26 protein-coding genes are annotated in these 23,366 nt (G+C 68.4%); 24 read left to right on the top strand and 2 right to left on the bottom strand.

Annotation, left to right across the window (positions count from 1 at the left end; all coding sequences use genetic code 11):
* Positions 1-27 precede the first annotated feature (27 nt).
* Positions 28-1,143 carry a glycosyltransferase gene (locus tag AAG801_RS06030; RefSeq protein ID WP_341887606.1) on the top strand — a complete coding sequence of 372 codons (1,116 nt, stop codon included), beginning with the start codon at positions 28-30 and terminating at the stop codon, positions 1,141-1,143.
* 7 nt (positions 1,144-1,150) lie between these two features.
* Positions 1,151-2,650 carry a DEAD/DEAH box helicase gene (locus AAG801_RS06025; protein WP_341887605.1) on the top strand — a complete coding sequence of 500 codons (1,500 nt, stop codon included), beginning with the start codon at positions 1,151-1,153 and terminating at the stop codon, positions 2,648-2,650.
* Positions 2,651-2,666: 16 nt separating this feature from the next.
* Here the strand turns inward: AAG801_RS06025 and AAG801_RS06020 are convergent, their stop codons facing one another.
* Both AAG801_RS06020 and AAG801_RS06015 read right to left on the bottom strand, forming a co-directional pair.
* Complete coding sequence (locus AAG801_RS06020) at positions 2,667-3,440, bottom strand: SAM-dependent methyltransferase (RefSeq protein ID WP_341887604.1); 774 nt, start codon at positions 3,438-3,440, stop codon at positions 2,667-2,669.
* The gene (locus AAG801_RS06015; protein ID WP_341887603.1) at positions 3,437-4,030 is read right to left on the bottom strand and encodes a Maf family nucleotide pyrophosphatase; all 594 of its coding nucleotides are present in this window, start codon (positions 4,028-4,030) and stop codon (positions 3,437-3,439) included. Before AAG801_RS06015 ends, AAG801_RS06020 begins: the two co-directional genes overlap by 4 nt.
* Positions 4,031-4,068: 38 nt before the next feature.
* Here AAG801_RS06015 and AAG801_RS06010 point away from each other — a divergent pair, with 38 nt between their 5' ends.
* The 22 genes from AAG801_RS06010 (at position 4,069) to nagZ (ending at position 23,302) form a co-directional block, all read left to right on the top strand.
* Positions 4,069-4,620, top strand: coding sequence for a DUF177 domain-containing protein (locus AAG801_RS06010; protein WP_341887602.1), 552 nt, complete (start codon positions 4,069-4,071; stop codon positions 4,618-4,620).
* Between the two features lie 153 nt (positions 4,621-4,773).
* The gene (gene rpmF / locus AAG801_RS06005) at positions 4,774-4,956 is read left to right on the top strand and encodes a 50S ribosomal protein L32 (RefSeq protein ID WP_112190625.1); all 183 of its coding nucleotides are present in this window, start codon (positions 4,774-4,776) and stop codon (positions 4,954-4,956) included.
* A gap of 43 nt (positions 4,957-4,999) precedes the next feature.
* A complete protein-coding gene (gene plsX / locus AAG801_RS06000) occupies positions 5,000-6,097 on the top strand; it encodes a phosphate acyltransferase PlsX (protein ID WP_341887601.1) in 1,098 nt (365 codons plus the stop codon).
* Complete coding sequence (locus tag AAG801_RS05995) at positions 6,094-7,083, top strand: beta-ketoacyl-ACP synthase III (protein ID WP_341887600.1); 990 nt, start codon at positions 6,094-6,096, stop codon at positions 7,081-7,083. Before plsX ends, AAG801_RS05995 begins: the two co-directional genes overlap by 4 nt.
* Before the next feature lie 49 nt (positions 7,084-7,132).
* Positions 7,133-8,071, top strand: coding sequence for an ACP S-malonyltransferase (gene fabD / locus AAG801_RS05990; RefSeq protein ID WP_341887599.1), 939 nt, complete (start codon positions 7,133-7,135; stop codon positions 8,069-8,071).
* A complete protein-coding gene (gene fabG, locus AAG801_RS05985) occupies positions 8,068-8,814 on the top strand; it encodes a 3-oxoacyl-ACP reductase FabG (protein WP_341887598.1) in 747 nt (248 codons plus the stop codon). The genes fabD and fabG overlap by 4 nt, the downstream gene beginning before the upstream one ends.
* 85 nt (positions 8,815-8,899) lie before the next feature.
* Positions 8,900-9,142 (top strand): acyl carrier protein, encoded by a 243-nt coding sequence (gene acpP / locus AAG801_RS05980; protein ID WP_341887597.1) that lies wholly within the window; start codon positions 8,900-8,902, stop codon positions 9,140-9,142.
* Positions 9,143-9,182: 40 nt separating this feature from the next.
* Positions 9,183-10,427, top strand: a complete 1,245-nt coding sequence (gene fabF / locus AAG801_RS05975; protein WP_341887596.1) for a beta-ketoacyl-ACP synthase II — start codon at positions 9,183-9,185, stop codon at positions 10,425-10,427.
* Positions 10,428-10,455: 28 nt separating this feature from the next.
* Positions 10,456-10,941 (top strand): hypothetical protein, encoded by a 486-nt coding sequence (locus tag AAG801_RS05970; protein ID WP_341887595.1) that lies wholly within the window; start codon positions 10,456-10,458, stop codon positions 10,939-10,941.
* Positions 10,938-11,546, top strand: a complete 609-nt coding sequence (gene rpoE, locus AAG801_RS05965; protein WP_341887594.1) for an RNA polymerase sigma factor RpoE — start codon at positions 10,938-10,940, stop codon at positions 11,544-11,546. Before AAG801_RS05970 ends, rpoE begins: the two co-directional genes overlap by 4 nt.
* 27 nt (positions 11,547-11,573) lie before the next feature.
* Positions 11,574-12,194 (top strand): sigma-E factor negative regulatory protein, encoded by a 621-nt coding sequence (locus AAG801_RS05960; protein ID WP_341887593.1) that lies wholly within the window; start codon positions 11,574-11,576, stop codon positions 12,192-12,194.
* 28 nt (positions 12,195-12,222) lie between these two features.
* Entirely contained in the window at positions 12,223-13,239 is a 1,017-nt protein-coding gene (locus AAG801_RS05955; protein WP_341887592.1) for a MucB/RseB C-terminal domain-containing protein, read from the top strand.
* A 41-nt stretch (positions 13,240-13,280) separates the two neighbouring features.
* Complete coding sequence (locus AAG801_RS05950) at positions 13,281-14,744, top strand: DegQ family serine endoprotease (RefSeq protein ID WP_341887591.1); 1,464 nt, start codon at positions 13,281-13,283, stop codon at positions 14,742-14,744.
* 565 nt (positions 14,745-15,309) lie between these two features.
* Positions 15,310-17,118, top strand: a complete 1,809-nt coding sequence (gene lepA / locus AAG801_RS05945) for a translation elongation factor 4 (RefSeq protein WP_341887590.1) — start codon at positions 15,310-15,312, stop codon at positions 17,116-17,118.
* A complete protein-coding gene (gene lepB, locus AAG801_RS05940; protein WP_341887589.1) occupies positions 17,118-18,095 on the top strand; it encodes a signal peptidase I in 978 nt (325 codons plus the stop codon). The genes lepA and lepB overlap by 1 nt, the downstream gene beginning before the upstream one ends.
* A 39-nt stretch (positions 18,096-18,134) precedes the next feature.
* Entirely contained in the window at positions 18,135-18,506 is a 372-nt protein-coding gene (locus AAG801_RS05935; protein WP_341887588.1) for a DUF4845 domain-containing protein, read from the top strand.
* A gap of 48 nt (positions 18,507-18,554) precedes the next feature.
* The gene (gene rnc, locus AAG801_RS05930; protein WP_341887587.1) at positions 18,555-19,259 is read left to right on the top strand and encodes a ribonuclease III; all 705 of its coding nucleotides are present in this window, start codon (positions 18,555-18,557) and stop codon (positions 19,257-19,259) included.
* On the top strand, positions 19,256-20,182 hold the full coding sequence (era, locus tag AAG801_RS05925) for a GTPase Era (protein ID WP_341887586.1): 927 nt from the start codon (positions 19,256-19,258) through the stop codon (positions 20,180-20,182). The genes rnc and era overlap by 4 nt, the downstream gene beginning before the upstream one ends.
* Before the next feature lie 4 nt (positions 20,183-20,186).
* Positions 20,187-20,951: a DNA repair protein RecO gene (gene recO, locus AAG801_RS05920; RefSeq protein WP_341887585.1), complete on the top strand. Its 765-nt coding sequence runs from the start codon at positions 20,187-20,189 to the stop codon at positions 20,949-20,951.
* The gene (locus AAG801_RS05915; RefSeq protein ID WP_341887584.1) at positions 20,951-21,748 is read left to right on the top strand and encodes a pyridoxine 5'-phosphate synthase; all 798 of its coding nucleotides are present in this window, start codon (positions 20,951-20,953) and stop codon (positions 21,746-21,748) included. The genes recO and AAG801_RS05915 overlap by 1 nt, the downstream gene beginning before the upstream one ends.
* 100 nt (positions 21,749-21,848) lie before the next feature.
* The gene (gene acpS, locus AAG801_RS05910; RefSeq protein ID WP_341887583.1) at positions 21,849-22,250 is read left to right on the top strand and encodes a holo-ACP synthase; all 402 of its coding nucleotides are present in this window, start codon (positions 21,849-21,851) and stop codon (positions 22,248-22,250) included.
* Positions 22,247-23,302: a beta-N-acetylhexosaminidase gene (gene nagZ, locus AAG801_RS05905; RefSeq protein WP_341887582.1), complete on the top strand. Its 1,056-nt coding sequence runs from the start codon at positions 22,247-22,249 to the stop codon at positions 23,300-23,302. Before acpS ends, nagZ begins: the two co-directional genes overlap by 4 nt.
* Positions 23,303-23,366: the final 64 nt, after the last annotated feature.

The raw sequence follows: 23,366 nt of genomic DNA, 5'->3' as shown, positions 1-23,366 counted from the left end.
CTGCAAGGCCTCACTACACTTGCGGCCATGATCCAGTTCCTTGCCGCGTTCGTGCTGTCCGCGGCACTGACCCTGCTGGTCGTGCGGATCCTCCGGCACCACGGTGCCGCGACCAAGGACCACGATCTCTCCGGCCCGCAGAAGGTCCATTCGCAGCCCGTGGCCCGCGTCGGCGGGCTGAGCGTGTTCGCGGCGCTGATGCTCGTCGCCGTCGCCGCGGCCGTGCTCGGTTGGCAGCGGCAGCTGGCCCTGCATCTGGCGCTGCTGGTGATCTGCGGCTTTCCGGCCTTCGCCGCCGGCTTGGCCGAGGATCTGACCAAGCGCGTGCCGCCGTTCCCGCGGCTGGTGGCCGCAGCCGTCTCCGCGCTGCTGGCGGTGTACCTGCTCAACACGGCGATCCGCCGCACCGACATCTGGGGCCTGGACTGGATCGCCGCGTTCGAGGGTGGCGCCACGCTGTTGGCGATGATCGCCGTGGCCGGCATGGCCAACGCGGTCAACATCATCGACGGCTTCAACGGCCTGGCCTCGATGTGCGTCGTCATGATCCTGCTGGCGGTGGCCTACGTCGCCGGGCAGACCGGCGATCCGCTGGTGCTGGCGCTGGCGTTGATCGGCGCCGGCGCCACGCTGGGCTTCTTCATCTGGAACTACCCGCACGGGTTGATCTTCCTCGGCGACGGCGGGGCCTACTTCCTCGGCTTCTACACCGCCGAGGTGGCGTTGCTGCTGGTCGTTCGCAATGACGACGTCTCGCCGCTGTTCCCGCTGCTGGCGGCGGTGTACCCGGTGTTCGAGACGCTGTTCTCGATGTACCGGCGGCGCGTCGTGCGGGGCCGGGCGATCGCCATGCCCGACGGCGTGCACCTGCACAGCCTGGTCTATCGCCGGCTGCTGCGCTGGGCGGTGGGCAACCGCGACGCCGCCGCGATGACCAAGCGCAACGCGATGACCGCGCCCTACCTGTGGATGCTGTGCATGACGGCCGTGGTGCCCAGCGTGCTGTTCTGGAACGACTCGCGCATCCTCGGCCTTTTCATCGTGGCATTTGCGCTGATCTATGTGTCGCTGTACTCGCTGATCATCCGCTTCAAGTCGCCCCGCTGGCTGCTGATGAAGGGCAAGCAGCCGCCTCGCCGATAATGGCGGGATGATGGACCCCACCCCCGGCACCGCCACGAGCGACGCCAGCCCCGAGGTCGCGGCACCGCCGCCGGCCCGTTTCGACACCCTGCCGCTGGACGAGAAGCTGCTTCGCGCCGTCGCCGACTCCGGCTACCAGACGATGACGCCGATCCAGGCCAAGGCGATTCCGATCGTGCTGGCCGGGCGCGACGTGATGGGCGCGGCGCAGACCGGCACCGGCAAGACCGCCGCGTTCTCGATCCCGCTGCTGCAGAAGATGCTCAAGCACGAGAACCCGAGCATGTCGCCGGCACGTCACCCGGTGCGCGCGCTGGTGCTGGCGCCGACGCGCGAGCTGGCCGACCAGGTCGCCAACAACGTCAAGCAGTACTCCAAGTTCACCAAGCTGCGTGCGACGGTGGTGTTCGGCGGCATCGACATGAAGCCACAGACGGCCGAACTGAAGGCCGGCGTCGAGGTGCTGATCGCCACGCCGGGCCGGCTGCTCGACCACATCGAGGCGAAGAACTGCGTGCTGAACCAGGTCGAGTACGTGGTGCTCGACGAGGCCGACCGCATGCTGGACATCGGCTTCCTGCCCGACCTGCAGCGCATCCTCAGCTACCTGCCCAAGCAGCGCCAGACACTGCTGTTCTCGGCCACCTTCTCGAACGAGATCAAGCGGCTGGCCGAGAGCTATCTGCAGGATCCGATCCTCGTCGAGGTGGCGCGGCCGAACGCGACCGCCACCAACGTCGAGCAGCGCTTCTTCAGCGTCGCCCCGGACGACAAGCGCCGCGCCGTGCTCAAGCTGCTCAAGGAGCGCTCGATCACGCAGGCGATCGTCTTCGTCAACTCCAAGCTCGGCTGTGCCCGGCTGGCGCGCTCCTTTGAACGCGACGGCCTGCGCACCAATGCGCTGCATGGCGACAAGAGCCAGGACGAGCGGCTGAAGGCGCTCGACGCCTTCAAGCGCGGCGAGGTCGACGTGCTGGTGGCCACCGATGTGGCGGCGCGCGGGCTGGACATCGCCGACCTGCCGGCGGTATTCAACTTCGACGTGCCGTTCAATGCCGAGGACTACGTGCACCGCATCGGCCGCACCGGCCGCGCCGGCGCCTCGGGCCTGGCGTTCACGCTGGTCGCGCGCGACGACATGCGCATGGTCGGCGACATCGAGAAGCTGATCACGAAGAAGATCGAGATCGAACCCTTCGAGCTCGACGACGAGGCGCCGCGGCGCGACTTCGTCCGCGAGCGCAGCCGGCGCGACGACGGCGGTGGCGACGAACGGCCGCCGCGCGCCGCGGTGCAGCGCAGCCCGGCGCCGCTGGCGAAGCCGGCCGATCCGCTGTTCGACCAGCCCTACGAGCCGAGCAATCCCGAGGCCGAGCCGGCCTGGGACAAGAAGGCCGCCGTGCCCGCGCCGCGGGGTGGTCTGTCGGCGTACATCAAGCCGAAGAAGAAGGTCGCGGCGCTGTTCGGCGCGAAGAAGCCGGCCGCTGACGAGGTGCCCTCGTCCTGAACGGACAGGCTGGCGCTCAGCCGGCCAGGAAGGCGAACACCACGGGGCGGTCCGCCGGCAGCGAAGCTGCCGAGGCGCGCCAGGCGCCAACGCTGTCGGTCCGCGTGAATGCGCCCGGCGCCGTCAGGCCGCAGCTCAACGAGACCCGCGTACCCGGTTGAAGATGCGCCAGCAGCGCATCGAGCATCGCGGCGTTGCGGTAGGGGGTTTCGATGAGGATCTGCGTCTGCTGCGCCCGGCGCGACAGCGCCTCCAGCTCGCGCAGGCGTGCCGCGCGTGCGCCGGCTTCGACCGGCAGGTAACCGACGAAGGCGAAGCTCTGCCCGTTCAGGCCGCTGGCCGCCAGTGCCAGCAGCAGCGAACTCGGGCCGGGCAGCGCCACGACGGCAATGTGCTCGGCATGGGCCGCCTGGACGAGCGCCGCGCCCGGATCGGCCACTGCCGGCAGGCCGGCCTCGGAGATCAGCCCGAGATCGACGCCGGCGCGCAGCGGGGCGAGCAGGGGCTTCAGGTCGGGCGCAGCCGGCGCTTTGGCGCCCTTGGAGGGCCGCGGCAATTCCACGATGGCGATCTGTTGCAGTGGCCGCGCCAGCGGCACGACCCGATCGACACGCTTCAGGAACGCTCGCGTGCTGCGCGCGCTCTCGGCCACCCAGTGCTCGAGGCGGGCGGCGATGCACAGCACGCCCAGCGGCAACACGTCTTCGATCGGCACCGCGGCATCTGCACCGTCGATGCCGAAGTCCAGCGAGTTCGGCACCAGGTAGAGCGATCCGCCCGGCGTGCTCATGGCAGCAGCGGGTCGATGCCGGCCGCGCGCAGCAGGGCGCTGGTGCGGATCAGCGGCAGGCCGACCAGCGCCGTCGGGTCGTCGGACTCGATCGCGTCGAGCAGCGCGATGCCCAGCGTCTCGCATTTCGCGCTGCCGGCGCAGTCGTACGGCTGCTCGGTGCGCAGGTAGTGTTCGATCTCGGCATCGGACAACTGGCGGAAGCGCACCGTCACCGGGGCGAGCGCCGCGCCGACGTAGCCCGACGCGGCGCGGTGTACGGCCACGGCGGTCTGGAACACCACGCTGCGCCCGCGCATGGCACGCAACTGCTGCACGGCGCGCTCGTGCGTGCCGGGCTTGCCGACGGGCTCGCCATCGAGGTCGGCGACCTGGTCCGAGCCGATCACGACCGCGTCCGGGTGCAGTGCCGCGACCGCTGCGGCCTTGGCATCGGCCAATCGTGCTGCGAGGCGCGCGGGTGCTTCGCCCGGGCGCGGCGTCTCGTCCACCTGCGGCGACAAGACGTCGAAGGGCAGGCGCAGGCGCTCGAGCAGTTCGCGACGGTAGCGCGAGGTCGATGCAAGGATCAGCGGGGGGCGCGGGGTCATGCCCGGATTGTCCCATCGCGACCCGTACACTCGATGCCATGAAAGCGCGCAACCGCGATCCCCTGCGGCTGGACGTCGAGGCCTTCGCGAAGGACGGCGACGAACTGGCCGGCGAATGGCCCTTGACCGGGATGGAACGGCTGTGCGGGTCGGCCCATGCCGAGGCGCAGCCGGGCGACGGCGATCGGGTGTCCTGGGAGGCTCATGGGGAACTTCGACCGGTGCGTGGAGACCGGCCGCAGGTGTGGCTGCACGTCGCGGCGCGCGCGCGGCTGAACCTCGAGTGCCAGCGCTGCCTGCAGCCAGTCGAGGTTCCGCTGGCCGCGCAGCGCAGCTTCCGCTTCGTTCAGGACGAGGCCACGGCCGCCGAGATCGACGCTGACAGTGAAGACGATGTGTTGGTGCTCACTCGCGCGCTCGATCTCTGCGGATTGATCGAGGACGAACTGATCCTGGCGCTGCCGCTGGTGCCGCGACACGACGAGTGCCCGCGACCCCTGGCCGTGCCGGCGTCCGCCGACGAGCCGCTGCAGGAGCGCCCGAACCCGTTCGCGGCGCTGGCAGCCCTCAAGGGCAAGTCGCGGCACTGAGGTCACCCCACGGGCGAGTCGGCGGCACATGCTAGAATCGCGGGCTTTTCATCGGACGCCTTCCAGTGTCGCCATGGCGGTCACGGCGGGTGTCGTGCGGGATTCGCTCCCGCCGGGGCGGGTTTGACCGGTCCCGCCACACAGGAGAATTCCATGGCCGTTCAGCAGAACAAGAAGTCGCCGTCCAAGCGCGGCATGCACCGCTCGCACAATGCCGTGGCGGCGCCCGGCACGGCGATCGAGCCGACCACCGGCGAGACGCACCTGCGCCACCACATCAGCCCGACCGGCTTCTACCGCGGCCGCAAGGTCCTGAAGACCAAGGCCGACGCCTGACGCGTCGTGGCTGCGGCGCGGCTTGGCCGCTCCCCGGTCTGACATGAGTACCGCCGTATTGGAGCGGGTGACGCTGGCCGTCGACTGCATGGGCGGCGACCACGGGCCGTCGGTCACCCTGCCGGCCTGCCGTGCCTTCCTCGAAGCGCACCCCGAAGCGCACCTGATTCTCGTCGGCAAGGCGGAGGTGCTGGCATCGGCTGCGGGCTGGCCACGCTGCACCGTCGTTGCCGCCACCGAAGTCGTCGAGATGGACGATCCGGTCGAGGTCGCCCTGCGCAGGAAGAAGGATTCCTCGCTGCGCGTGGCCGTCTCCCAGGTCAAGGTCGGCGAGAACGGCCGCGCTGCTGCGCAGGCCTGCGTCTCCGCCGGCAACACTGGCGCGCTGATGGCCGTCTCGCGCTACGTGCTGAAGACGCTCGAAGGCATCGACCGCCCGGCGATCGCCTCGGTGATGCCCAACGAGCGCGACGGCTACACCACCGTGCTCGACCTCGGCGCCAACGTCGATTGCAGTGCCGATCACCTGCTGCAGTTCGCGGTGATGGGCAGCGCGCTGGTCGCCGCCGTCGAAGGCAAGGACAACCCCAGCGTCGGCCTGCTCAACATCGGCGAAGAGGCGATCAAGGGCAGCGAGACCATCAAGCAGGCCGGCGAACTGCTGCGTGCCGCCGCCGCCAGCGGCCACCTGAACTTCCACGGCAACGTGGAGGGCAACGACATCTTCAAGGGCACCACCGACATCGTCGTCTGCGACGGTTTCGTCGGCAACGTCGCGCTGAAGACGGCCGAGGGCCTGGCCTCGATGCTGTCGAACTTCATCAAGCAGGAGTTCACGCGCAACGTCTTCACCAAGCTCGCCGCTCTGGTCGCGCTGCCGGTGCTCAACCATTTCAAGGCGCGCGTCGACCATCGCCGCTACAACGGCGCGGCGCTGCTCGGCCTGCGTGGCCTGGTGTTCAAGAGCCACGGCTCGGCCGATGCCTTCGCTTTCCAGACGGCTCTGAACCGGGCTTATGATGCGGCGCGCAACCGACTGCTAGACCGCGTGCACGACCGCATTCTCGAGACGCTGGCCGCGATGCCGGCGCCGAGCGCGGAGCCTCAGACCGAACCGCCGGCGCTGGCCGCTTCACGATGAGCAATCCCACCCCTCGTTTCTCCCGCATCACCGGCACCGGCAGCTACCTGCCCCCCGACCGGGTGACCAACGAGGCGCTCGCGGCGCGGCTCGCGCGTGACGGCATCGAGACTTCCGACGAGTGGATCGTCGAGCGCACCGGCATCCGCGCGCGCCACTTCGCCGCCCCCGACGTGGCCGGCAGCGACCTCGCCGTGCACGCCGCGCGCCATGCGCTCGAGGCGGCCGGTCGCAAGCCGGAAGAGATCGACCTGATCATCGTCGCGACCTCGACGCCGGACATGGTCTTCCCGTCGACCGCCTGCATCGTGCAGCGCAAGCTCGGGGCCTTCGGCGGCGCCGCGTTCGATGTGCAGGCCGTCTGCTCCGGCTTCGTGTACGGCCTGGCCGTGGCCGACTCGATGATCCGCGGCGGCCTGGCGACGCGCGCGCTGGTGATCGGCTCCGAGGTCTTCTCGCGCATCCTCGACTTCAAGGACCGCACGACCTGCGTGCTGTTCGGCGACGGCGCCGGCGCCGTGGTGCTGGAGGCCAGCGACTCGCCGGGCATCCTGGCCAGCGATCTGCATGCCGATGGCCGCCACGTCGAGATCCTCTGCGTGCCGGGTACGGTGTCCGGTGGCAAGGTGGTCGGCGACCCGCTGCTGAAGATGGATGGCCAGGCGGTCTTCAAGCTCGCCGTCGGCGTGCTCGAGAGCGCTGCCCGCGCCGTGCTGCACAAGGCCGGCCGCAGCGACGCCGACATCGACTGGCTGATTCCGCACCAGGCCAACATCCGCATCATGCAGGGCACCGCGCGCAAGCTGAAGCTCTCGATGGACAAGGTCGTCGTTACCGTCGACGAGCACGGCAACACCTCTGCCGCGTCGATTCCGCTGGCGCTGGACGTCGCGGTGCGCAAGGGCCAGGTCAAGCCGGGTGACACCGTGATGCTCGAAGGTGTGGGCGGCGGCTTCACCTGGGGCGCGGTGCTGCTCGACTTCTGAGGCTGTGCCCGCTGCGGGCCGACAAGACGACAAGAGAGAGACAAGGGCGATGACAAGCTTCGCATTCGTGTTCCCCGGCCAGGGGTCGCAGACCGTGGGCATGCTCGACGCGTGGGGCGACCACCCCGCCGTGCGCGACACGCTGGCCGAGGCCTCCGCGGCGCTCGGCGAGGACATCGGCCGGCTGATCCACGAGGGCCCGAAGGAACAGCTCGACCTGACCACCAATACGCAGCCGGTGATGCTGGCCGCTGCCGTGGCCTGCTATCGCGCCTGGATGGCCGAGACCGGCCGTGCCCCGTCGGTCGTCGCCGGCCACTCGCTGGGCGAGTACAGCGCGCTGGTGGCCGCAGGCTCACTGACGCTGGCCGACGCGCTGCCGCTGGTTCGCTTCCGTGCGCAGGCGATGCAGGAGGCCGTTCCCGTAGGCGTCGGGGCGATGGCGGCCATCCTCGGCCTCGATGCCGAGATCGTGCGTGCCACCTGCGCCGAAGTTGCCGCGGCCGTGGGCGAGCCGGTCTCCGCAGCGAACTACAACGATCCGAAGCAGACGGTGATCGCCGGCACCAAGGGGGCCGTCGACCAGGCCTGCGAGGCGCTCAAGGGGCGCGGCGCCAAGCGCGCGCTGCCGCTGGCGGTGTCCGCACCGTTCCACTGCAGCCTGATGAAGCCGGCCGCGGACAGGCTGAGAGAACGCTTGGCGGCGGTGACGCTGCGCGCGCCGCAGATTCCGCTGATCAACAACATCGACGTGGTCGAGCAGACCGCGCCGGACGCGATTCGCGAGGCGCTGTACCGGCAGGCCTTCGGCCCGGTGCGCTGGGTCGAGATCGTGCAGGCGATCCGCGCCCGCGGCGCGACGCATCTGTTCGAGTGCGGCCCCGGCAAGGTGCTGGCCGGCCTGGCCAGGCGCATCGATGCTGAACTGATCGTCGGCAACGTGCTCGACCCGGCCACCCTGGCCGAGGCCAAGGGGGGGCTGGCATGAGCGACGTCTCGATGAACGGCCAGGTCGCACTCGTCACCGGCGCCTCGCGCGGCATCGGCCGGGCCATCGCGCTGGCGCTCGCCGCCCAGGGCATGAAGGTGGTCGGCACGGCGACGACCGATGCCGGCGCCGCCGCGATCGGCGAGGCGCTCGCACCGCAAGGCGGCAGCGGCCTGAGGCTCGACGTCACCGAGGCTGCGGCGCTGGACGCGGCGATCGACGGCATCGTCAAGCAGCATGGTGGCCTGCATGTGCTGGTCAACAACGCCGGCATCACGCGCGACACGCTGTCGATGCGCATGAAGGACGACGACTGGGACGCGGTGATCGACACCAACCTGAAGGCGGTGTTCCGAGCCAGCCGCGCGGCGATCAAGCCGATGATGAAGCAGCGCTACGGCCGCATCGTCAACATCACCTCGGTCGTCGGAGCCAGCGGCAACCCGGGTCAGGCCAACTATGCGGCGGCCAAGGCCGGCGTGGCGGGCATGACGCGTTCGCTGGCGCGCGAACTCGGCAGCCGCGGCATCACTGTCAACTGCGTCGCACCGGGCTTCATCGATACCGACATGACGCATTCGCTGCCCGAGGCGCAGAAGGCGTCACTGCTGGCGCAGATCCCGCTCGGCCGCCTCGGCCAGGCCGACGAGATCGCCAACGCGGTGGCGTTTCTCGCCTCGCCCGGTGCCGGCTACATCACCGGCACCGAACTGCACGTCAACGGCGGCATGTACATGGCCTGACCGCGTCGCCGCGGGGCATCCGCGGCGCCGAGCGGCCAAGCCTTAGAATCCCGCCCTGTTTTCTGTAAACACTCCCGGAGGAGTCATGAGCGACATCGAAGCACGAGTCAAGAAGATCATCGCCGAACAGTTGGGTGTGCCCGAGGCCGATGTGTCCAGCGAGAAAGCATTCGTGGCCGATCTCGGCGCCGATTCGCTGGACACGGTGGAACTGGTGATGGCCCTCGAGGACGAGTTCGGCATCGAGATCCCGGACGAAGAAGCCGAGAAGATCACGACCGTGCAGCTGGCGATCGATTACGCCGTCAAGCACCAGAAGGCCGCCTGAAGGCCGGCCCGATCCCCTTGTCCATGCATCCGCATTGCGCATGAGCCGCCGTCGCGTCGTCGTCACCGGACTCGGCCTGATCAGCCCCGTGGGCAACACGGTGGCCGAAGGCTGGGCGAATCTGATCGCCGGGCGCTCCGGCATCGCGAACATCACGCGCTTCGACGCGTCGGCGTTCGCGTGCAAGTTCGCCGGCGAGGTGAAGGGCTTCCAGATCGAGGACTACATTCCCGGCAAGGAAGCGCGCCACATGGACACCTTCATCCACTACGGGATGGCGGCGTCCATTCAGGCGGTGCGTGATGCGGGCCTGCCCATCAACGATGCGTTGAGCGAGGAAGCGGCGGAACGGATCGGCTGCATCGTCGGATCGGGCATCGGCGGCTTGCCGATGATCGAGGAGACCCACGGCGAGTACACCGCCCGCGGGCCGCGCCGCATCTCGCCGTTCTTCGTGCCGGCCTCGATCATCAACATGATCTCCGGGCATGTGTCGATCCACTTCGGCTTCCAGGGGCCGAACCTCGCCATCGTCACGGCCTGCACCACGGGCCTGCATTGCATCGGCGAAGCGGGCCGTCTGATCGAGTACGGAGACGCGGACGTGATGATCGCCGGCGGCGCGGAGTCCACCGTGTCGCCGCTGGGCATCGGCGGCTTTGCGGCAGCCCGTGCGCTGTCCACGCGCAACGACGACCCGGCGACGGCTTCGCGCCCGTGGGACAAGGACCGCGACGGCTTCGTGCTCGGTGAGGGCGCCGGCGTGCTGGTGCTCGAGGAGTACGAACACGCCAGGCGCCGCGGCGCGAAGATCTACGCCGAGCTGTCCGGCTTCGGCATGGGTGCCGATGCGTACCACATGACGGCGCCGAACGTCGATGGCCCGAAGCGTTCCATGCGTGCCGCGCTGCGCAATGCCAGCGTCAACGCCGATCAGGTGCAGTACCTGAACGCGCACGGCACCTCCACGCCGCTGGGCGACGTCAACGAGACCAACGCGATCAAGCTGGCCTTCGGCGACCACGCAAAGAAGCTGGTGGTCAACTCGACCAAGTCGATGACCGGCCACCTGCTCGGCGGCGCCGGCGGCATCGAGTCGGTGTTCACCGTGCTTGCGTTGCACCACCAGATCTCGCCGCCGACGATCAACATCTTCAACCAGGATCCCGAGTGCGACCTGGACTACTGCGCCAACGAGGCGCGGCCGATGAAGATCGACTACGCCGTCAAGAACAACTTCGGCTTCGGCGGCACCAACGGGACGCTGGTGTTCCGCCGAGCCTGATCGCGGCGCGCGCTGCGGGGCAACGCGCGTGACCACTTCGACGACCTTCGCGGTCGCTCTGCCGTCGCGGGCTCGCTGGGCGCTGTCCGCTCTGCACGGCTTGGTGGCGCTGGTCGTGATCGCCTGGGCGGTGGGCCTGTTCGCGCGCGAGGCCTGGGCCGCGCTGGGCTGGGTGCTGCTGGCTTGCCTGGCCTGGTTGCCGGCGGTCGGCTGGAGGCCGCTCGCGGCGGGCCGGTTGCGCTGGGATGGGCAGACATGGTGGCTGGCCGGGCCGTCGACGCTGGCCACGCCGGAGTGCGAAGGCTCACTGCTGTTGACCGCCGACACGGGCAACTGGATGCTGCTGCGGTTTCGCCACGGTGGCCTTCACCGGCACGGGGCGCGCCACGTCTGGCTGGTGCTCGGCCGGGACGCCGGTGCGGGCGACTGGAATGCCCTGCGCCGTGCGGTATATTCGCCGCGCCCCGAACCGGCGGCCCCCTCGGCGCAGGCCCCCGACCCTCTCTACGCATGAACGCCAACGACGCCGACGCACCGCTGATCGAACGAGTCAAGCAGGGCGACGTGCGGGCGTTCGAGATGCTGGTGGTGAAGTACCAGCGCCGCATCGAGCGACTGATCGGTCGCATGGTGCGCGACGTCGACCTCGTGCCGGACATCGCCCAGGAGACCTTCATCCGCGCCTACCGCGCGATCGGCCAGTTCCGCGGTGACAGCGCCTTCTACACCTGGCTGTACCGCATCGCCGTGAACACGGCCAAGAAGGCCCTGGTCGACCTCAAGCGTGATCCGATCGTGACGGAATCCGCACTCGCCTCGCGCGACGACGACGACGAAACTTCGCGCGTCGAAAACGAACTAAGCGACGGCGAGACTCCCGACGCCGTGCTGGCCAGCAAGGAAATTGCAGCCGCGGTGAACTCCGCGATCGAAGCACTGTCCGAGGATCTGCGCCAGGCGATTACTCTGCGCGAGATCGAAGGCTTGAGCTACGAGGAGATCGCCGAGTTGATGAACTGCCCGATCGGGACGGTGCGCTCGCGCATCTTCCGGGCGCGCGAGGCGATCGCGCTGCGGCTGAGGCCGCTGCTCGATACGCGCGAAGGCGAACGGTGGTGAGGGGCGGGGAGTGGTTTGGAGTCGATGATGTCCAGTGAACAGTCCATGGGTTCGAATGGTGCCGAAGACCTGTCGGCGCTGGCCGACGGCGAGTTGGCGTCCGAGGGCGTACGCCGCGCCTGCGCCGCTTGGCGAAGCGATGGCAATGCCCGGCAGACCTGGCATGCGTACCAGTTGATCGGTGACGTGCTTCGTTCGGACGATCTCGCCTCGTCACCGTCGCGTGATGAGGCCTTCCTGCGGCGATTGCGTGAGCGGCTGGCCGACGAGCCGGTGGTGCTCGCACCGCAGGTGGCGCCGGCCGCCGCGGCCCCCATGGCGACGGGCCGCCGCCTGCGCCGCTGGCACGCCGGTGCGGCGGTCGCCGCCGGTTTCGTTGCCGTCGCCGGCGTGCTGGTGGTCACGCGCGGCCCCGCGCCGCAGGCGGGCCCAGGCGCCCTGGCAGCGGCGCCTGCGCCGGTCGTGCCAGTGGCGGTGAACGCCGATGCCGGTGTCGAGCCGGCCGCCCTCGTGACCGACGGCAAGGTGATCCGCGACGCGCGCCTCGACCGCTACCTCGCTGCGCACCAGAACTTCGCGGGTGCGTCGGCGCTGGGGGTGCCTTCGGCCTTCCTGCGCAGCGCCACCACCGACGCATCCATGCGCTGAGCCTGCGCGAACGGAATCGCTCCATCTCATGCTGCTTCGCCCGATCATTGCGCTGACCCTGCTCGGCGCGTTCTGCGGTTTCGTGTCTGCGGCCGGTGCGCCGGCGGCGTCGGCAGCCACCGACTCGCGCGAGGTCCGCGCCTGGCTGTCGCGCATCCACGAGGCTGCCGCGAGGCAGAACTTCCAGGGCATCTTCGTGGTCAGCGGCGGCGGCGCAGTGTCGAGCGCGCGCATCGCGCACTACTGCGAAGGCAGCAACCAGTACGAGCGCATCGAGTCACTCGACGGCCAGGCGCGCCACGTGTTTCGCCACAACGACGTGGTGCAGACGCTGTGGCCGGCCAGCCGTGTGGCGCTGCTCGAGCAGGCGCAGACGATGACCAGCTTCCCGGCGCTTCTGCAAGGCGGCGTCGACCGGCTGGCCGAGATCTATGAAGTCAATCCGCAGGGCAGCGAGCGAGTCGCCGGGCGCGAAGCACATGTGCTGATGGTGCAGCCGCGCGACGCGCATCGCTTCGGCTATCGGCTTTGGTCGGACAAGGCCTCCGGCCTGCTGCTGCGCTCCGACGTGATCAACGACCGCAACGAGGTGCTCGAGACTTCGGCATTCTCCGAGGTCACGATCGGCGTCAAGCCGCAGGTCGACAGCGTCATCGGGCCGATGCGCAAGCTCGACGGCTACCGCATCGTCCGGCCGTCGCTGACGCCGACCCGGATGGAGTCCGAGGGCTGGGGCATGCGCCAGCTGGTCCCGGGCTTCCGCGAAGTCAGTTGCGTGCGGCGCCCGATGGAGTCGCCCACGTCCAACCCGCAGGAAGCATCCGCCGAACCGGTACTGCAGACCATCTATTCGGATGGGCTGGCCTATGTGTCGGTCTTTATCGAGCGCTTCGATGCGCAGCGCCACCAGCGCTCGATACGCACTGCCGTTGGCGCGACGCAGACCTTGATGCGTCGCCACGGCGACTGGTGGGTCACCGTCGTCGGCGATGTGCCTCCCGCCACGCTGCTGATGTTCGCCAATGGGCTTGAACGCAAGAAGTGAAGCGCCATCTGGCCAGGTTTTCGTACTGAGGCTCTCGATCCATGACCAAGCACTTGCCTGACTCTGTCACCGCGGCGGCGCGCCGCAGCTTCGTTTTTGCTGTCGCCAGCCTCGCCATCGCACTGGCCGGCACGCTGGTCGTGCCGGCCGCGCACGCGCAGGCACTGCCCGAGTTCGCCGACCTGGCCGAGCGTGTCGGCCCGGCCGTGGTCAACATCCGCACGACCGAGCGACGTGCCGCGCGCAGCGATGGCTCGCCCGAGATGGACGAAGACATGCTGGAGTTCTTCCGGCGCTTCGGCCTGCCGATCCCGAACCAGCCCTCGCCGCGCGGCCCGAGGTCGCAGCAGCCCGACGGCGAGCCGCAGCAGCGCGGCGTCGGATCCGGCTTCATCTTCGGTGCCGACGGGTACGTGATGACCAACGCCCACGTGATCGACGGCGCGGACGAGGTCTTCGTCACGCTGGCTGACAAGCGCGAGTTCAAGGCTCGCGTCATCGGTGCGGATCGACGCTCCGACGTCGCCCTGGTAAAGGTCGAGGCGACGGGGCTGCCGACCGTGCGCATCGGCGACGTGAACCGCCTGCGCGTGGGCGAGTGGGTCATCGCCATCGGTTCGCCCTTTGGCCTCGAGAACACCGTCACGGCCGGCATCGTCAGCGCCAAGGCGCGCGACACCGGCGAGTTCCTGCCGCTGATCCAGACCGACGTCGCGATCAATCCCGGCAACTCGGGCGGCCCGCTGATCAACATGCGCGGCGAGGTGGTCGGCATCAACTCGCAGATCTACAGCCGCTCCGGCGGCTACATGGGCATCTCGTTCGCGATCCCGATCGACGAGGCGACGCGGGTGGCGGACCAGTTGAAGACGACCGGCCGCGTCAGCCGCGGCCGCATCGGCGTCAGCATCGACCAGGTGACCAAGGAAGTCGCCGAATCGATCGGGCTCGGCAAACCGACCGGCGCGCTGGTGCGCAGCGTCGAGGCGGGCGGCCCTGCCGAGAAGGCTGGCGTCGAGGCGGGAGACATCATCACCCGATTCGACGGCAAGACGGTGGAGAAGTCCGGCGACCTGCCGCGCATCGTCGGTGGCGTCAAGCCGGGCAGCAAGGCGACCGTGCAGGTGTTCCGTCGCGGTGCGTACAAGGATCTCGGTGTCGTCGTGGCGGAGGTCGAACCGGATCGTGCGCGTCGCACGGCGGAGGCAGAAACCAGGCCGCAGGCGACCGCGGCCACGCTCGGGATCGGCGTGTCCGATCTGAGCGAGGCGCAGAAGCGCGAGCTCAAGATCAAGAACGGCGTGCGTGTCGAGGTGGCCGAAGGTGCCGCGGCCCGTGCCGGACTGCGCGAAGGCGACGTGATCCTGTCTCTGGACAACACGGAAATCACCAGCGCGAAGCAGTTCGAGTCCGTGGTCACCAAGCTCGACAAGGCGCGCGCCGTGACTGCCCTGGTTCGGCGAGGCGACACGGTCAACTTCCTGATCATCCGGCCTGCCCGCTGAGTGGCCTTGGGCGACCAAGCGCAGTCGGCCGAGCGACCAGATCGACCGACTGCCAGAGGGGGTCTTTCCGCCATACGGCAAGTGATCGGTTGTGATGGGGTGGCTGCTGTCTGCCGGAACAACCGCTTCCCGGATCGTGAGAAAGTCAGTGACCGCTGACAATCTGGCATGGCGGCGATTGCCGATGCTGGCGGCTAGAATCTGGCCTTGTTCGACCCTTCTTTCGCTGATCCGATCAACAAAGAAGGGGCGTTCAAGCTATCCCCAGGAGATCCACAAGGCTTTGTGGATAAGCTGTTGATGAAATCTGCTGTTGGGACGTCGCAACGAGCAGAAATCGAGGATTGGCGCGGTCTTGCGCGGGGTGCTTTTGGCTACAATGAAGGCCCAACAAGCAGTTGCCATACGTTTTGTTGGAAGGCGCGTCACTCGTTCGACGTGCCTTTTTTTTGTCTCCCGCCGCGTGGCTCACGCCACGCTTAACTTCGCTGCGCGAAGTTAGCGTCCGACGCAACGGCTACGCCGTTGTTTGCCCGGCGTTCGCACCGAAGTCGAATCGCAGTTCATGGACCACATCCGCAACTTCTCCATCATTGCCCACATCGACCACGGCAAGAGCACGCTGGCAGACCGTCTGATCCAGCGATGTGGCGGGCTGTCCGACCGCGAGATGGAGGCGCAGGTGCTCGACTCGATGGACATCGAGCGCGAGCGCGGCATCACGATCAAGGCGCAGACCGCGGCGCTGCAGTACAAGGCGCGCGACGGCCAGATCTACAACCTGAACCTGATCGACACGCCGGGGCACGTCGACTTCAGCTACGAGGTCAGCCGCTCGCTGTCGGCCTGCGAGGGGGCGTTGCTGGTGGTCGATGCGAGCCAGGGGGTCGAGGCGCAGACGGTGGCCAACTGCTACACCGCCATCGAGCTCGGCGTCGAAGTCGTCCCTGTGCTCAACAAGATGGATCTGCCGCAGGCGGACCCGGAGCGCGCCAAGGAGGAGATCGAGGACGTGATCGGCATCGACGCCGACGACGCGATCCCGTGCAGCGCGAAGACCGGCGAAGGCATCGACGACATCCTCGAGGCGGTGATCCAGCGCATGCCGGCGCCGCGCGGCAAAACCGCTGCGCCCCTGCGCGCGATGATCATCGACAGCTGGTTCGACAACTATGTCGGCGTCGTCATGCTGGTGCGCGTGGTCGACGGCTCGCTGACCCGCGGGGAGCGCATCCGCCTGATGGCCAGCGACGCGGTGTATGGCGTGGAGCAGCTCGGTGTGTTCACGCCGAAGTCGCTGCCGCGCGAGTCGCTCCGGGCCGGTGAGGTCGGCTTCATCATTGCCGGCATCAAGGAACTGCAGGCGGCCAAGGTCGGCGACACCATCACGCTGGAGAAGAAGCTGCCCAACAACCTGGGCGTGGCCAGCGAACCCCTGCCGGGCTTCAAGGAGATCAAGCCGCAGGTCTTCGCCGGGCTGTACCCGACCGAGGCGAGCGAGTACGACCAGCTGCGCGACGCGCTGGAGAAGCTCAAGCTGAACGACTCCTCGCTGCGCTACGAGCCCGAGGTCAGCCAGGCGCTCGGCTTCGGCTTCCGCTGCGGCTTTCTCGGCCTGCTGCACATGGAGATCGTGCAGGAACGGCTCGAGCGCGAGTTCGACCAGGACCTGATCACCACCGCGCCGAGCGTGGTCTACGAGGTCGAGCTCAACGATGGCACGGTGATGCAGGTCGAGAACCCGTCGAAGATGCCCGACCAGGGCCGCATCAAGGAGATCCGCGAGCCGATCGTGACGGTGCACCTGTACATGCCGCAGGACTACGTCGGCCCGGTGATGACGCTGGCCAACCTCAAGCGCGGCAACCAGATCAACATGGCTTACCACGGCCGCCAGGTCATGCTGACCTACGAGATGCCGCTGGCGGAGATCGTGCTGGACTTCTTCGACAAGCTCAAGAGCGTGTCGCGCGGCTACGCGTCGATGGACTACGAGTTCAAGGAGTACCGCGCCTCCGACGTCGTCAAGGTCGACATCCTGCTCAACGGCGACAAGGTCGACGCGCTGTCGATCATCGTGCACCGTGCGCAGAGCGTGTACCGCAGCCGCGCGGTGGTGACCAAGATGCGCGAACTGATCTCGCGGCAGATGTACGACGTGGCCGTGCAGGCCGCCATCGGCGCCAACATCATCGCGCGTGAGACAATCAAGGCGCTTCGCAAGAACGTGCTGGCCAAGTGCTACGGTGGTGACATCACCCGCAAGCGCAAGCTGCTCGAAAAACAGAAGGCGGGCAAGAAACGCATGAAGCAGATCGGCTCCGTCGAGGTGCCGCAGGAGGCGTTTCTGGCCATCCTCCAGGTGGACGACTGATGGGTTATCTGACCGGTGTGCTCTATGGTGCGCTCGCCATCTACCTGGGCGGCTGGTACCTCGGCAAGTGGACGGGAAACTTCTCGCTGCTGCTGTTCATCCTCAGCGTCGTGACGCTGGCCTACTGGCTGGCTGAGCGCTTCCACTTCGCGCCGCGTCGTGCGGCCGCTGCCGGCTCGCTCGAGGAGCAGGACGCGGCTCGGCGTGCACAGCTGGCGGCGCAGGGCATCACCAAGGTCGACACCGACCTGGCGCCGGCGCGAGAGAAACTGCTGATGCAGCCCTGGTGGCTGGACTGGACGGCGGGTCTGTTCCCGGTGATCCTGGCCGTGTTCCTGCTGCGCTCCTTCCTGTTCGAGCCGTTCAAGATCCCGTCCGGCTCGATGATCCCGACGCTGCTGGTCGGTGACCTGATCCTGGTGAACAAATACCACTACGGCGTGCGCTTGCCGGTCATCAACAAGAAGATCATCGCCAACAACGACCCCAAGCGGGGCGACGTGATGGTGTTCCGCTTCCCGCGTGACACCAGCATCGACTACATCAAGCGCGTCGTCGGCCTGCCCGGCGACGAGATCACCTTCCGCAACCAGAGGCTGTCGGTCAACGGCAAGGAGGTGCCGCTCGAGGCGCTGCCGCCGCCGGGCTTCTATGACGAAGACTCGCTGCGCTACTTCCCCGAGTTCAAGGAGAAGCTGGGTGACGTGGAGCATCGCATCCTGGTCAACCTGCAGGCGCAAAGGCCCTTCGGTGCGGACGGCGCCTATGCCTTCCCATTTCGCGACAACTGCCGCTACAGTGCCGAGGGCGTCAGCTGCAAGGTGCCCGAGGGGCACTACTTCATGATGGGCGACAACCGCGACAACTCGGAAGACTCGCGCTACTGGGGCTTCGTGCCGGACGAGAACATCGTCGGCAAGGCCTTCTTCGTATGGATGAACTTCGGCAACCCGAAGCGCATCGGCTCGTTCCACTGACGTGCCGGTGCGCGGGGCCTAAGACGGGAGCATGAACGAATGACCGGAAAGTATGCATCGAGCCGCCGGCAGCGCGGCGTTACCCTGTTCGGGCTGATGTTCTGGGCCATCCTGATCGGCATGACCGCCCTGGTGGTGATGCGGGTGCTGCCGACGGTCAACGAGTTCTACACGATCCAGCGCGCCGTGGAGAAGATTGCCAAGGAAGGCGGCAGCACCGTGCCGGAGATCCGCAGCGCGTTCGAGAAGCAGAAGCAGATCGAGTACTCGATCACCTCGATCGATAGCAAGGATCTGCAGATCACCAAGGAGAACGAGCAGGTCGTGGTGAGTTTTGCCTACGACAAGGAGATCGAGCTCGTCGCGCCGGTCTACCTGCTCATCAAGTACGAGGGGCGCTCGAAGAAGTAGCGCAGCGGGGGCAATCCCGGGCTTCGCGGCCCGATGACAACCTACCCGATGGACGAATCAATCGACGATCTCCAGGCCCGAATCGGCCACCGCTTCCGGCAGACGGCGTTGCTGGAGCGTGCGCTGACGCACCGCAGCTTCGGTGCCGATCACAACGAGCGCCTCGAATTCCTCGGCGACGCCGTGCTGAGCCTGGCCGTGTCCAGCCTGCTGTTCGACCGTTTCGCCGGCTCCGACGAGGGCGATCTCACGCGCGTTCGCGCCCACCTCGTGCGCGAAGACAGCCTGCATCGCATGGCCCTGCAGCTCGAGTTGCCGGATGTGGTGCGCCTGTCCGAAGGCGAGGCTCGCGGCGGCGGCGCGCAGCGCGCCTCCATCCTGGCCGATGCCCTCGAAGCCGTGATCGGCGCCGTCTTCCTCGACGCCGGGTTCGATGCGGCCCGTGCGCTGGTGCAGCGACTGTTCGGCGACGTGATTGCCGGCACCGAGATCGGCAGCTGGGCCAAGGACGCCAAGACCGAACTGCAGGAGTGGCTGCAGGCGCGCCGCCTGCCGGTGCCGACCTACCGCATCGCCGCGACGCGCGGCCAGGCCCATGCGCAGACCTTCGAGGTCGAGTGCGAGGTGCCGGCGCTCGGCCTCACGCAGGCCGGCGAGGGGCGTTCGCGCCGCCAGGCCGAGCAGGAAGCCGCGCGCAGGATGCTCGACGTGCTGAAGGCGAGCGACCGCCCCGGCGGACCTCTTCGCTCATGACCGACACCACCCCGGTGGACGAACTGCCCGCGGCGCAGCGCTGCGGCCTGATCGCCATCGTCGGCAGGCCCAACGTCGGCAAGTCGACGCTGCTCAACGCGCTGGTCGGGCAGAAGATCAGCATCACCTCGGCCAAGGCGCAGACCACGCGGCATCGCATCACTGGCATCCGCACGGTCGGCGACACGCAGTTCGTCTTCGTCGACACGCCCGGCTTCCAGACCCGCCACGGCGCTGCGCTGAACCGCACACTGAACCGCACCGTGCAGGGCGTGCTGGCCGACGTCGACGTGGTGCTGTTCGTCGTCGAGGCGGGCCGCTTCGGGCTGGACGATGCCAAGGTGCTGTCGCTGATCCAGGGTGATGGCCTGGTCAGCAAGCCGGTGTTCCTGATCGCCAACAAGCTCGACGCCGTGCACCGCCGTGCCGAGCTGGCGCCCTGGCTGAAGGGCATGCAGGACCGCCACGCCTTCGCCGAGTTCGTGCCGCTGTCGGCCAAGAAGGCGGCCGATGTCGAGCGCCTGCTGCAGATCGTCAAGCCGTACCTGCCCGAACAGGGCTGGTTCTACGAGGAAGACGCACTGACCGATCGCAGCGACCGGTTCCTGGCCAGCGAGATCATTCGCGAGAAGCTGTTCCGCCTGACCGGCGACGAACTGCCCTACACCTCGACCGTCGTCATCGACAAGTACGAGGAAGAGGGCCACCTGCGCCGCATCGCCGCCTCGATCGTCGTCGAGCGCGACGCCCACAAGGGCATGATCATCGGCGCCGGCGGCGAGCGGCTCAAGCGCATCGGCTCCGAGGCGCGCCAGGAACTCGAGACCTTGATGGATGCCAAGGTCTTCCTCGAGCTGTTCGTCAAGGTGCGCTCCGGCTGGGCGGCCGACGAGGATCATCTGCGCAGCTACGGCTACGAATAGCGCCATGGCGACGGCGCGCGGCGCGGCGCCGCTGGCGGCCTACGTGCTGCACCGCTACGACTGGAGCGAGTCCAGCCTGATCCTCGACCTGTTCACGCGCACCGTGGGCCGCGTCGCAGTCGTCGCCAAGGGTGCGAAGAAGCCGCACTCCAACCTGCGCGCGGTGTTGCTGCCCTTCCAGCGGATCAACGTTTCGCTCGGGCGACTGCCCGAAGGCGAGGGCGCCGGCGACATCCAGACGCTGCGCCAGGCCGAATGGGCCGGCGGAGCGGCGATGCTCACCGGCGCGGCGCTGTTCAGCGGCTTCTACCTCAACGAGCTGCTGATGAAGCTGCTCGCGCGCCACGACCCTCACCCGGCGCTGTTCGACGCCTACGCGCAGACGTTGCCGGGCCTCGGCGCCGGCGAGGATGAGCGCACGCAGGCGGCGCTGCGTGCCTTCGAGCTGACGTTGCTCAAGGAGATCGGCCTGCTGCCCGACCTGGGGCTGGCGACTCTCACGCAGCAGCCATTGCAGGCCCAGACCCTGTACGCGCTGCGCCCCGAGGCGGGTGTGACCGAGGCACGCAACGACGAAGCAGGCCTGCCCGGTGCGCTGCTCGTCGGTGCCCAGGCCGCGCTGACGAACGGCAGCCTCGAGGCGCTGCAGCAGACCTGCGCGCTGGCGCTGCCGGCGATGAAGCTGCAACTGCGCACGCTGCTTCACTATCATCTGGGCTCCACGGCACTGCGCACCCGCGAGGTGATGCGCGACGTCCAGGGCCTCTGATGAACCCACTGCTCACCACCGGACTCGACCCGCATCGCGGCATGACCGCGCTGTCGGTCAACCTCAACAAGGTCGCGCTGCTGCGCAACACGCGCGCGCTCGGCATCCCGAGCGTGACCCGCGCCGCGACGCTGGCGCTGGAGGCAGGCTGCCACGGCATCACCGTGCACCCGCGGCCGGATCAGCGGCACATCCGCCCGCAGGACGTGGCCGACCTCGGTGAGCTGCTCAAGGCCTGGCCGCAGGCCGAGTACAACATCGAGGGCAACCCGTTCCACAACCTGATGGACGAAGTGCGCAGCCTCGTCAGGCAGGGCCTGCAGGTGCACCAGGTGACCTTCGTGCCGGACAGCGTCGACCAGCCGACCTCCGACCACGGCTGGCGCTTCCCCGACGACCATGCACGGCTCGCACCGCTGGTCGCCGAGTGCAAGGCGATGGGCCTGCGCGTCAGCCTGTTCATGGACCCGGAGCCGGCGCAGATGCGCGGTGCGCGCGAGGCCGGCGCCGACCGTGTCGAGCTCTACACCGAGACCTACGCCCGCGCCCACGGCACGCCGCAGCAGGCCGTGGTGCTGGCCGGCTTCACGGCCGCGGCGCAGGCGGCGCTGGCCGAAGGCCTCGGGCTGAATGCCGGCCACGACCTGAACCGCGATAACCTCACCGACTTCCTGCGTGCCGTACCTGGCGTGCAGGAGGTGTCGATCGGCCACGCGCTGATCGCCGACGCGCTCGAACTCGGCATGGGCGAGACGGTGCGCGACTATCTGCGTTGCATCCACCGCGCCTACGCATGAGAGTCGCGAGACCGAAGCGGGCCGAGCGCCGGGCCGCTCCCAAGCCGGCCCGCATCCCCTCGGGGGATCGGCCGGCGTACCCGACGGCCGAGGGGTCGTCATGATCTTTGGCGTCGGCACCGACATCTGCGACATCCGCCGCCTGCACGAGACCTACGCGCGCCGCGGCGAGCGTTTCGCGCAGAAGGTGCTCGGCCCGCACGAGATCGAGGTGTTCCGTGAGCGGCTCGGGCGGGTCGAGTCGCGCGGCATCAGCTACCTGGCGACGCGCTTCTCGGCCAAGGAAGCGTTCTCCAAGGCGATCGGCATGGGCATGCGCATGCCGATGACCTGGCGCGACTGCGAGATCGTCAAGGCCCGAAGCGGCAAGCCCGAGATCCGCCTGCACGGCGCGCTGGCCGAATGGTTCGCCGAGCGCGGGCTTCGCGCCCACGTCAGCGTCACCGACGAAACCGACTACGCGGCGAGCTTCGTCGTGGTCGAGATACAGGATCTTCCATGAACCACGCCCCCGTCATCCTCGACATCGCCGGCACCGCGCTGACCGCCGACGATCGCCGCCGCCTCGTGCACCCGCTGGTCGGCGGCATGATCCTGTTCGCGCGCAACTGGGTCGATCGGCGCCAGCTCGTCGAGCTCACGGCCGAGATCAAGGCGATCCGCTCCGACCTGCTGGTCTGCATCGACCACGAAGGCGGCCGCGTGCAGCGCTTCCGCACCGATGGCTTCACCCACCTGCCGGCGATGCGCGTGCTCGGCGAGCTGTGGATGAGCGACCCGCTCACCGCCACCGACGCCGCCACCGCCGCCGGCCATGTGCTCGGCGCCGAGCTGCGCGCCTGCGGCGTCGACCTCAGCTTCACGCCGGTGCTCGACCTCGACCACGGCGGCAGCGGCGTGATCGGCGATCGGGCCTTCCACCGCGACGCCCGCGTCGCCACGCTGCTGGCCAAGAGCCTGATGCACGGGCTGCTGCTCGCCGGCATGGCCAACTGCGGCAAGCATTTCCCCGGCCATGGCTACGTGAAGGCGGACAGCCACACCGAAGTGCCGATCGACAAGCGCAGCCTCAAGGCCATCCTTACCGACGACGCACGGCCCTACGAATGGCTGTCGACAAGTCTCGCCAGCGTCATGCCGGCGCACGTGATCTATCCGAAGGTCGATGCCCATCCGGCTGGCTTCTCGCCGCGCTGGCTGAAGGAGATCCTGCGCCAGCAGCTCGGCTTCACCGGTGCGGTGTTCAGCGACGACCTCAGCATGGAGGGCGCGCGACGTGTCGGCGGTGTCGAGGTGAGCTATGCCGAGGCGGCGGCGATCGCCCTGTCCGCCGGCTGCGACCTGGTGCTGCTGTGCAACCAGTCGGTCGACGGCGGTGCCGCCGTCGACGCGCTGCTCGACGGCATGGCGCAGGGCCTGGCCGACGGGCACTGGCAACTCGATCCCGACAGCGAGGCGCGACGCCAGCGGCTGCTGCCGCGCAGCCAGCCGCTGTCCTGGGACGAACTGATGCACGACCCGGTCTACCAGCGTTCGCTGGAACGCCTGCCGTAGCCGCGCAGAAAGAAAAACGCCGCCGGGCCTGAGCCACGGCGGCGTTGTGCCGAAGCGCAGGGCG

The organism is Variovorax sp. YR752 (assembly GCF_943372545.1).
Note: the sequence above shows the minus strand (reverse complement) of the source record. Positions and strands in the feature narration are given on the sequence as shown.

Bases quoted from the DNA above. Each gene is read 5' to 3' on its own strand.
- AAG801_RS06030 (WP_341887606.1), top strand. From the start codon at position 28: ATGATCCAGTTCCTTGCCGCGTTCGTGCTGTCCGCGGCACTGACCCTG.
- AAG801_RS06025 (WP_341887605.1), top strand. From the start codon at position 1,151: ATGATGGACCCCACCCCCGGCACCGCCACGAGCGACGCCAGCCCCGAG.
- AAG801_RS06020 (WP_341887604.1), bottom strand. From the start codon at position 3,440: ATGAGCACGCCGGGCGGATCGCTCTACCTGGTGCCGAACTCGCTGGAC.
- AAG801_RS06015 (WP_341887603.1), bottom strand. From the start codon at position 4,030: ATGACCCCGCGCCCCCCGCTGATCCTTGCATCGACCTCGCGCTACCGT.
- AAG801_RS06010 (WP_341887602.1), top strand. From the start codon at position 4,069: ATGAAAGCGCGCAACCGCGATCCCCTGCGGCTGGACGTCGAGGCCTTC.
- rpmF (WP_112190625.1), top strand. From the start codon at position 4,774: ATGGCCGTTCAGCAGAACAAGAAGTCGCCGTCCAAGCGCGGCATGCAC.
- plsX (WP_341887601.1), top strand. From the start codon at position 5,000: ATGAGTACCGCCGTATTGGAGCGGGTGACGCTGGCCGTCGACTGCATG.
- AAG801_RS05995 (WP_341887600.1), top strand. From the start codon at position 6,094: ATGAGCAATCCCACCCCTCGTTTCTCCCGCATCACCGGCACCGGCAGC.
- fabD (WP_341887599.1), top strand. From the start codon at position 7,133: ATGACAAGCTTCGCATTCGTGTTCCCCGGCCAGGGGTCGCAGACCGTG.
- fabG (WP_341887598.1), top strand. From the start codon at position 8,068: ATGAGCGACGTCTCGATGAACGGCCAGGTCGCACTCGTCACCGGCGCC.
- acpP (WP_341887597.1), top strand. From the start codon at position 8,900: ATGAGCGACATCGAAGCACGAGTCAAGAAGATCATCGCCGAACAGTTG.
- fabF (WP_341887596.1), top strand. From the start codon at position 9,183: ATGAGCCGCCGTCGCGTCGTCGTCACCGGACTCGGCCTGATCAGCCCC.
- rpoE (WP_341887594.1), top strand. From the start codon at position 10,938: ATGAACGCCAACGACGCCGACGCACCGCTGATCGAACGAGTCAAGCAG.
- AAG801_RS05960 (WP_341887593.1), top strand. From the start codon at position 11,574: ATGTCCAGTGAACAGTCCATGGGTTCGAATGGTGCCGAAGACCTGTCG.
- AAG801_RS05955 (WP_341887592.1), top strand. From the start codon at position 12,223: ATGCTGCTTCGCCCGATCATTGCGCTGACCCTGCTCGGCGCGTTCTGC.
- AAG801_RS05950 (WP_341887591.1), top strand. From the start codon at position 13,281: ATGACCAAGCACTTGCCTGACTCTGTCACCGCGGCGGCGCGCCGCAGC.
- lepA (WP_341887590.1), top strand. From the start codon at position 15,310: ATGGACCACATCCGCAACTTCTCCATCATTGCCCACATCGACCACGGC.
- lepB (WP_341887589.1), top strand. From the start codon at position 17,118: ATGGGTTATCTGACCGGTGTGCTCTATGGTGCGCTCGCCATCTACCTG.
- AAG801_RS05935 (WP_341887588.1), top strand. From the start codon at position 18,135: ATGACCGGAAAGTATGCATCGAGCCGCCGGCAGCGCGGCGTTACCCTG.
- rnc (WP_341887587.1), top strand. From the start codon at position 18,555: ATGGACGAATCAATCGACGATCTCCAGGCCCGAATCGGCCACCGCTTC.
- era (WP_341887586.1), top strand. From the start codon at position 19,256: ATGACCGACACCACCCCGGTGGACGAACTGCCCGCGGCGCAGCGCTGC.
- recO (WP_341887585.1), top strand. From the start codon at position 20,187: ATGGCGACGGCGCGCGGCGCGGCGCCGCTGGCGGCCTACGTGCTGCAC.
- AAG801_RS05915 (WP_341887584.1), top strand. From the start codon at position 20,951: ATGAACCCACTGCTCACCACCGGACTCGACCCGCATCGCGGCATGACC.
- acpS (WP_341887583.1), top strand. From the start codon at position 21,849: ATGATCTTTGGCGTCGGCACCGACATCTGCGACATCCGCCGCCTGCAC.
- nagZ (WP_341887582.1), top strand. From the start codon at position 22,247: ATGAACCACGCCCCCGTCATCCTCGACATCGCCGGCACCGCGCTGACC.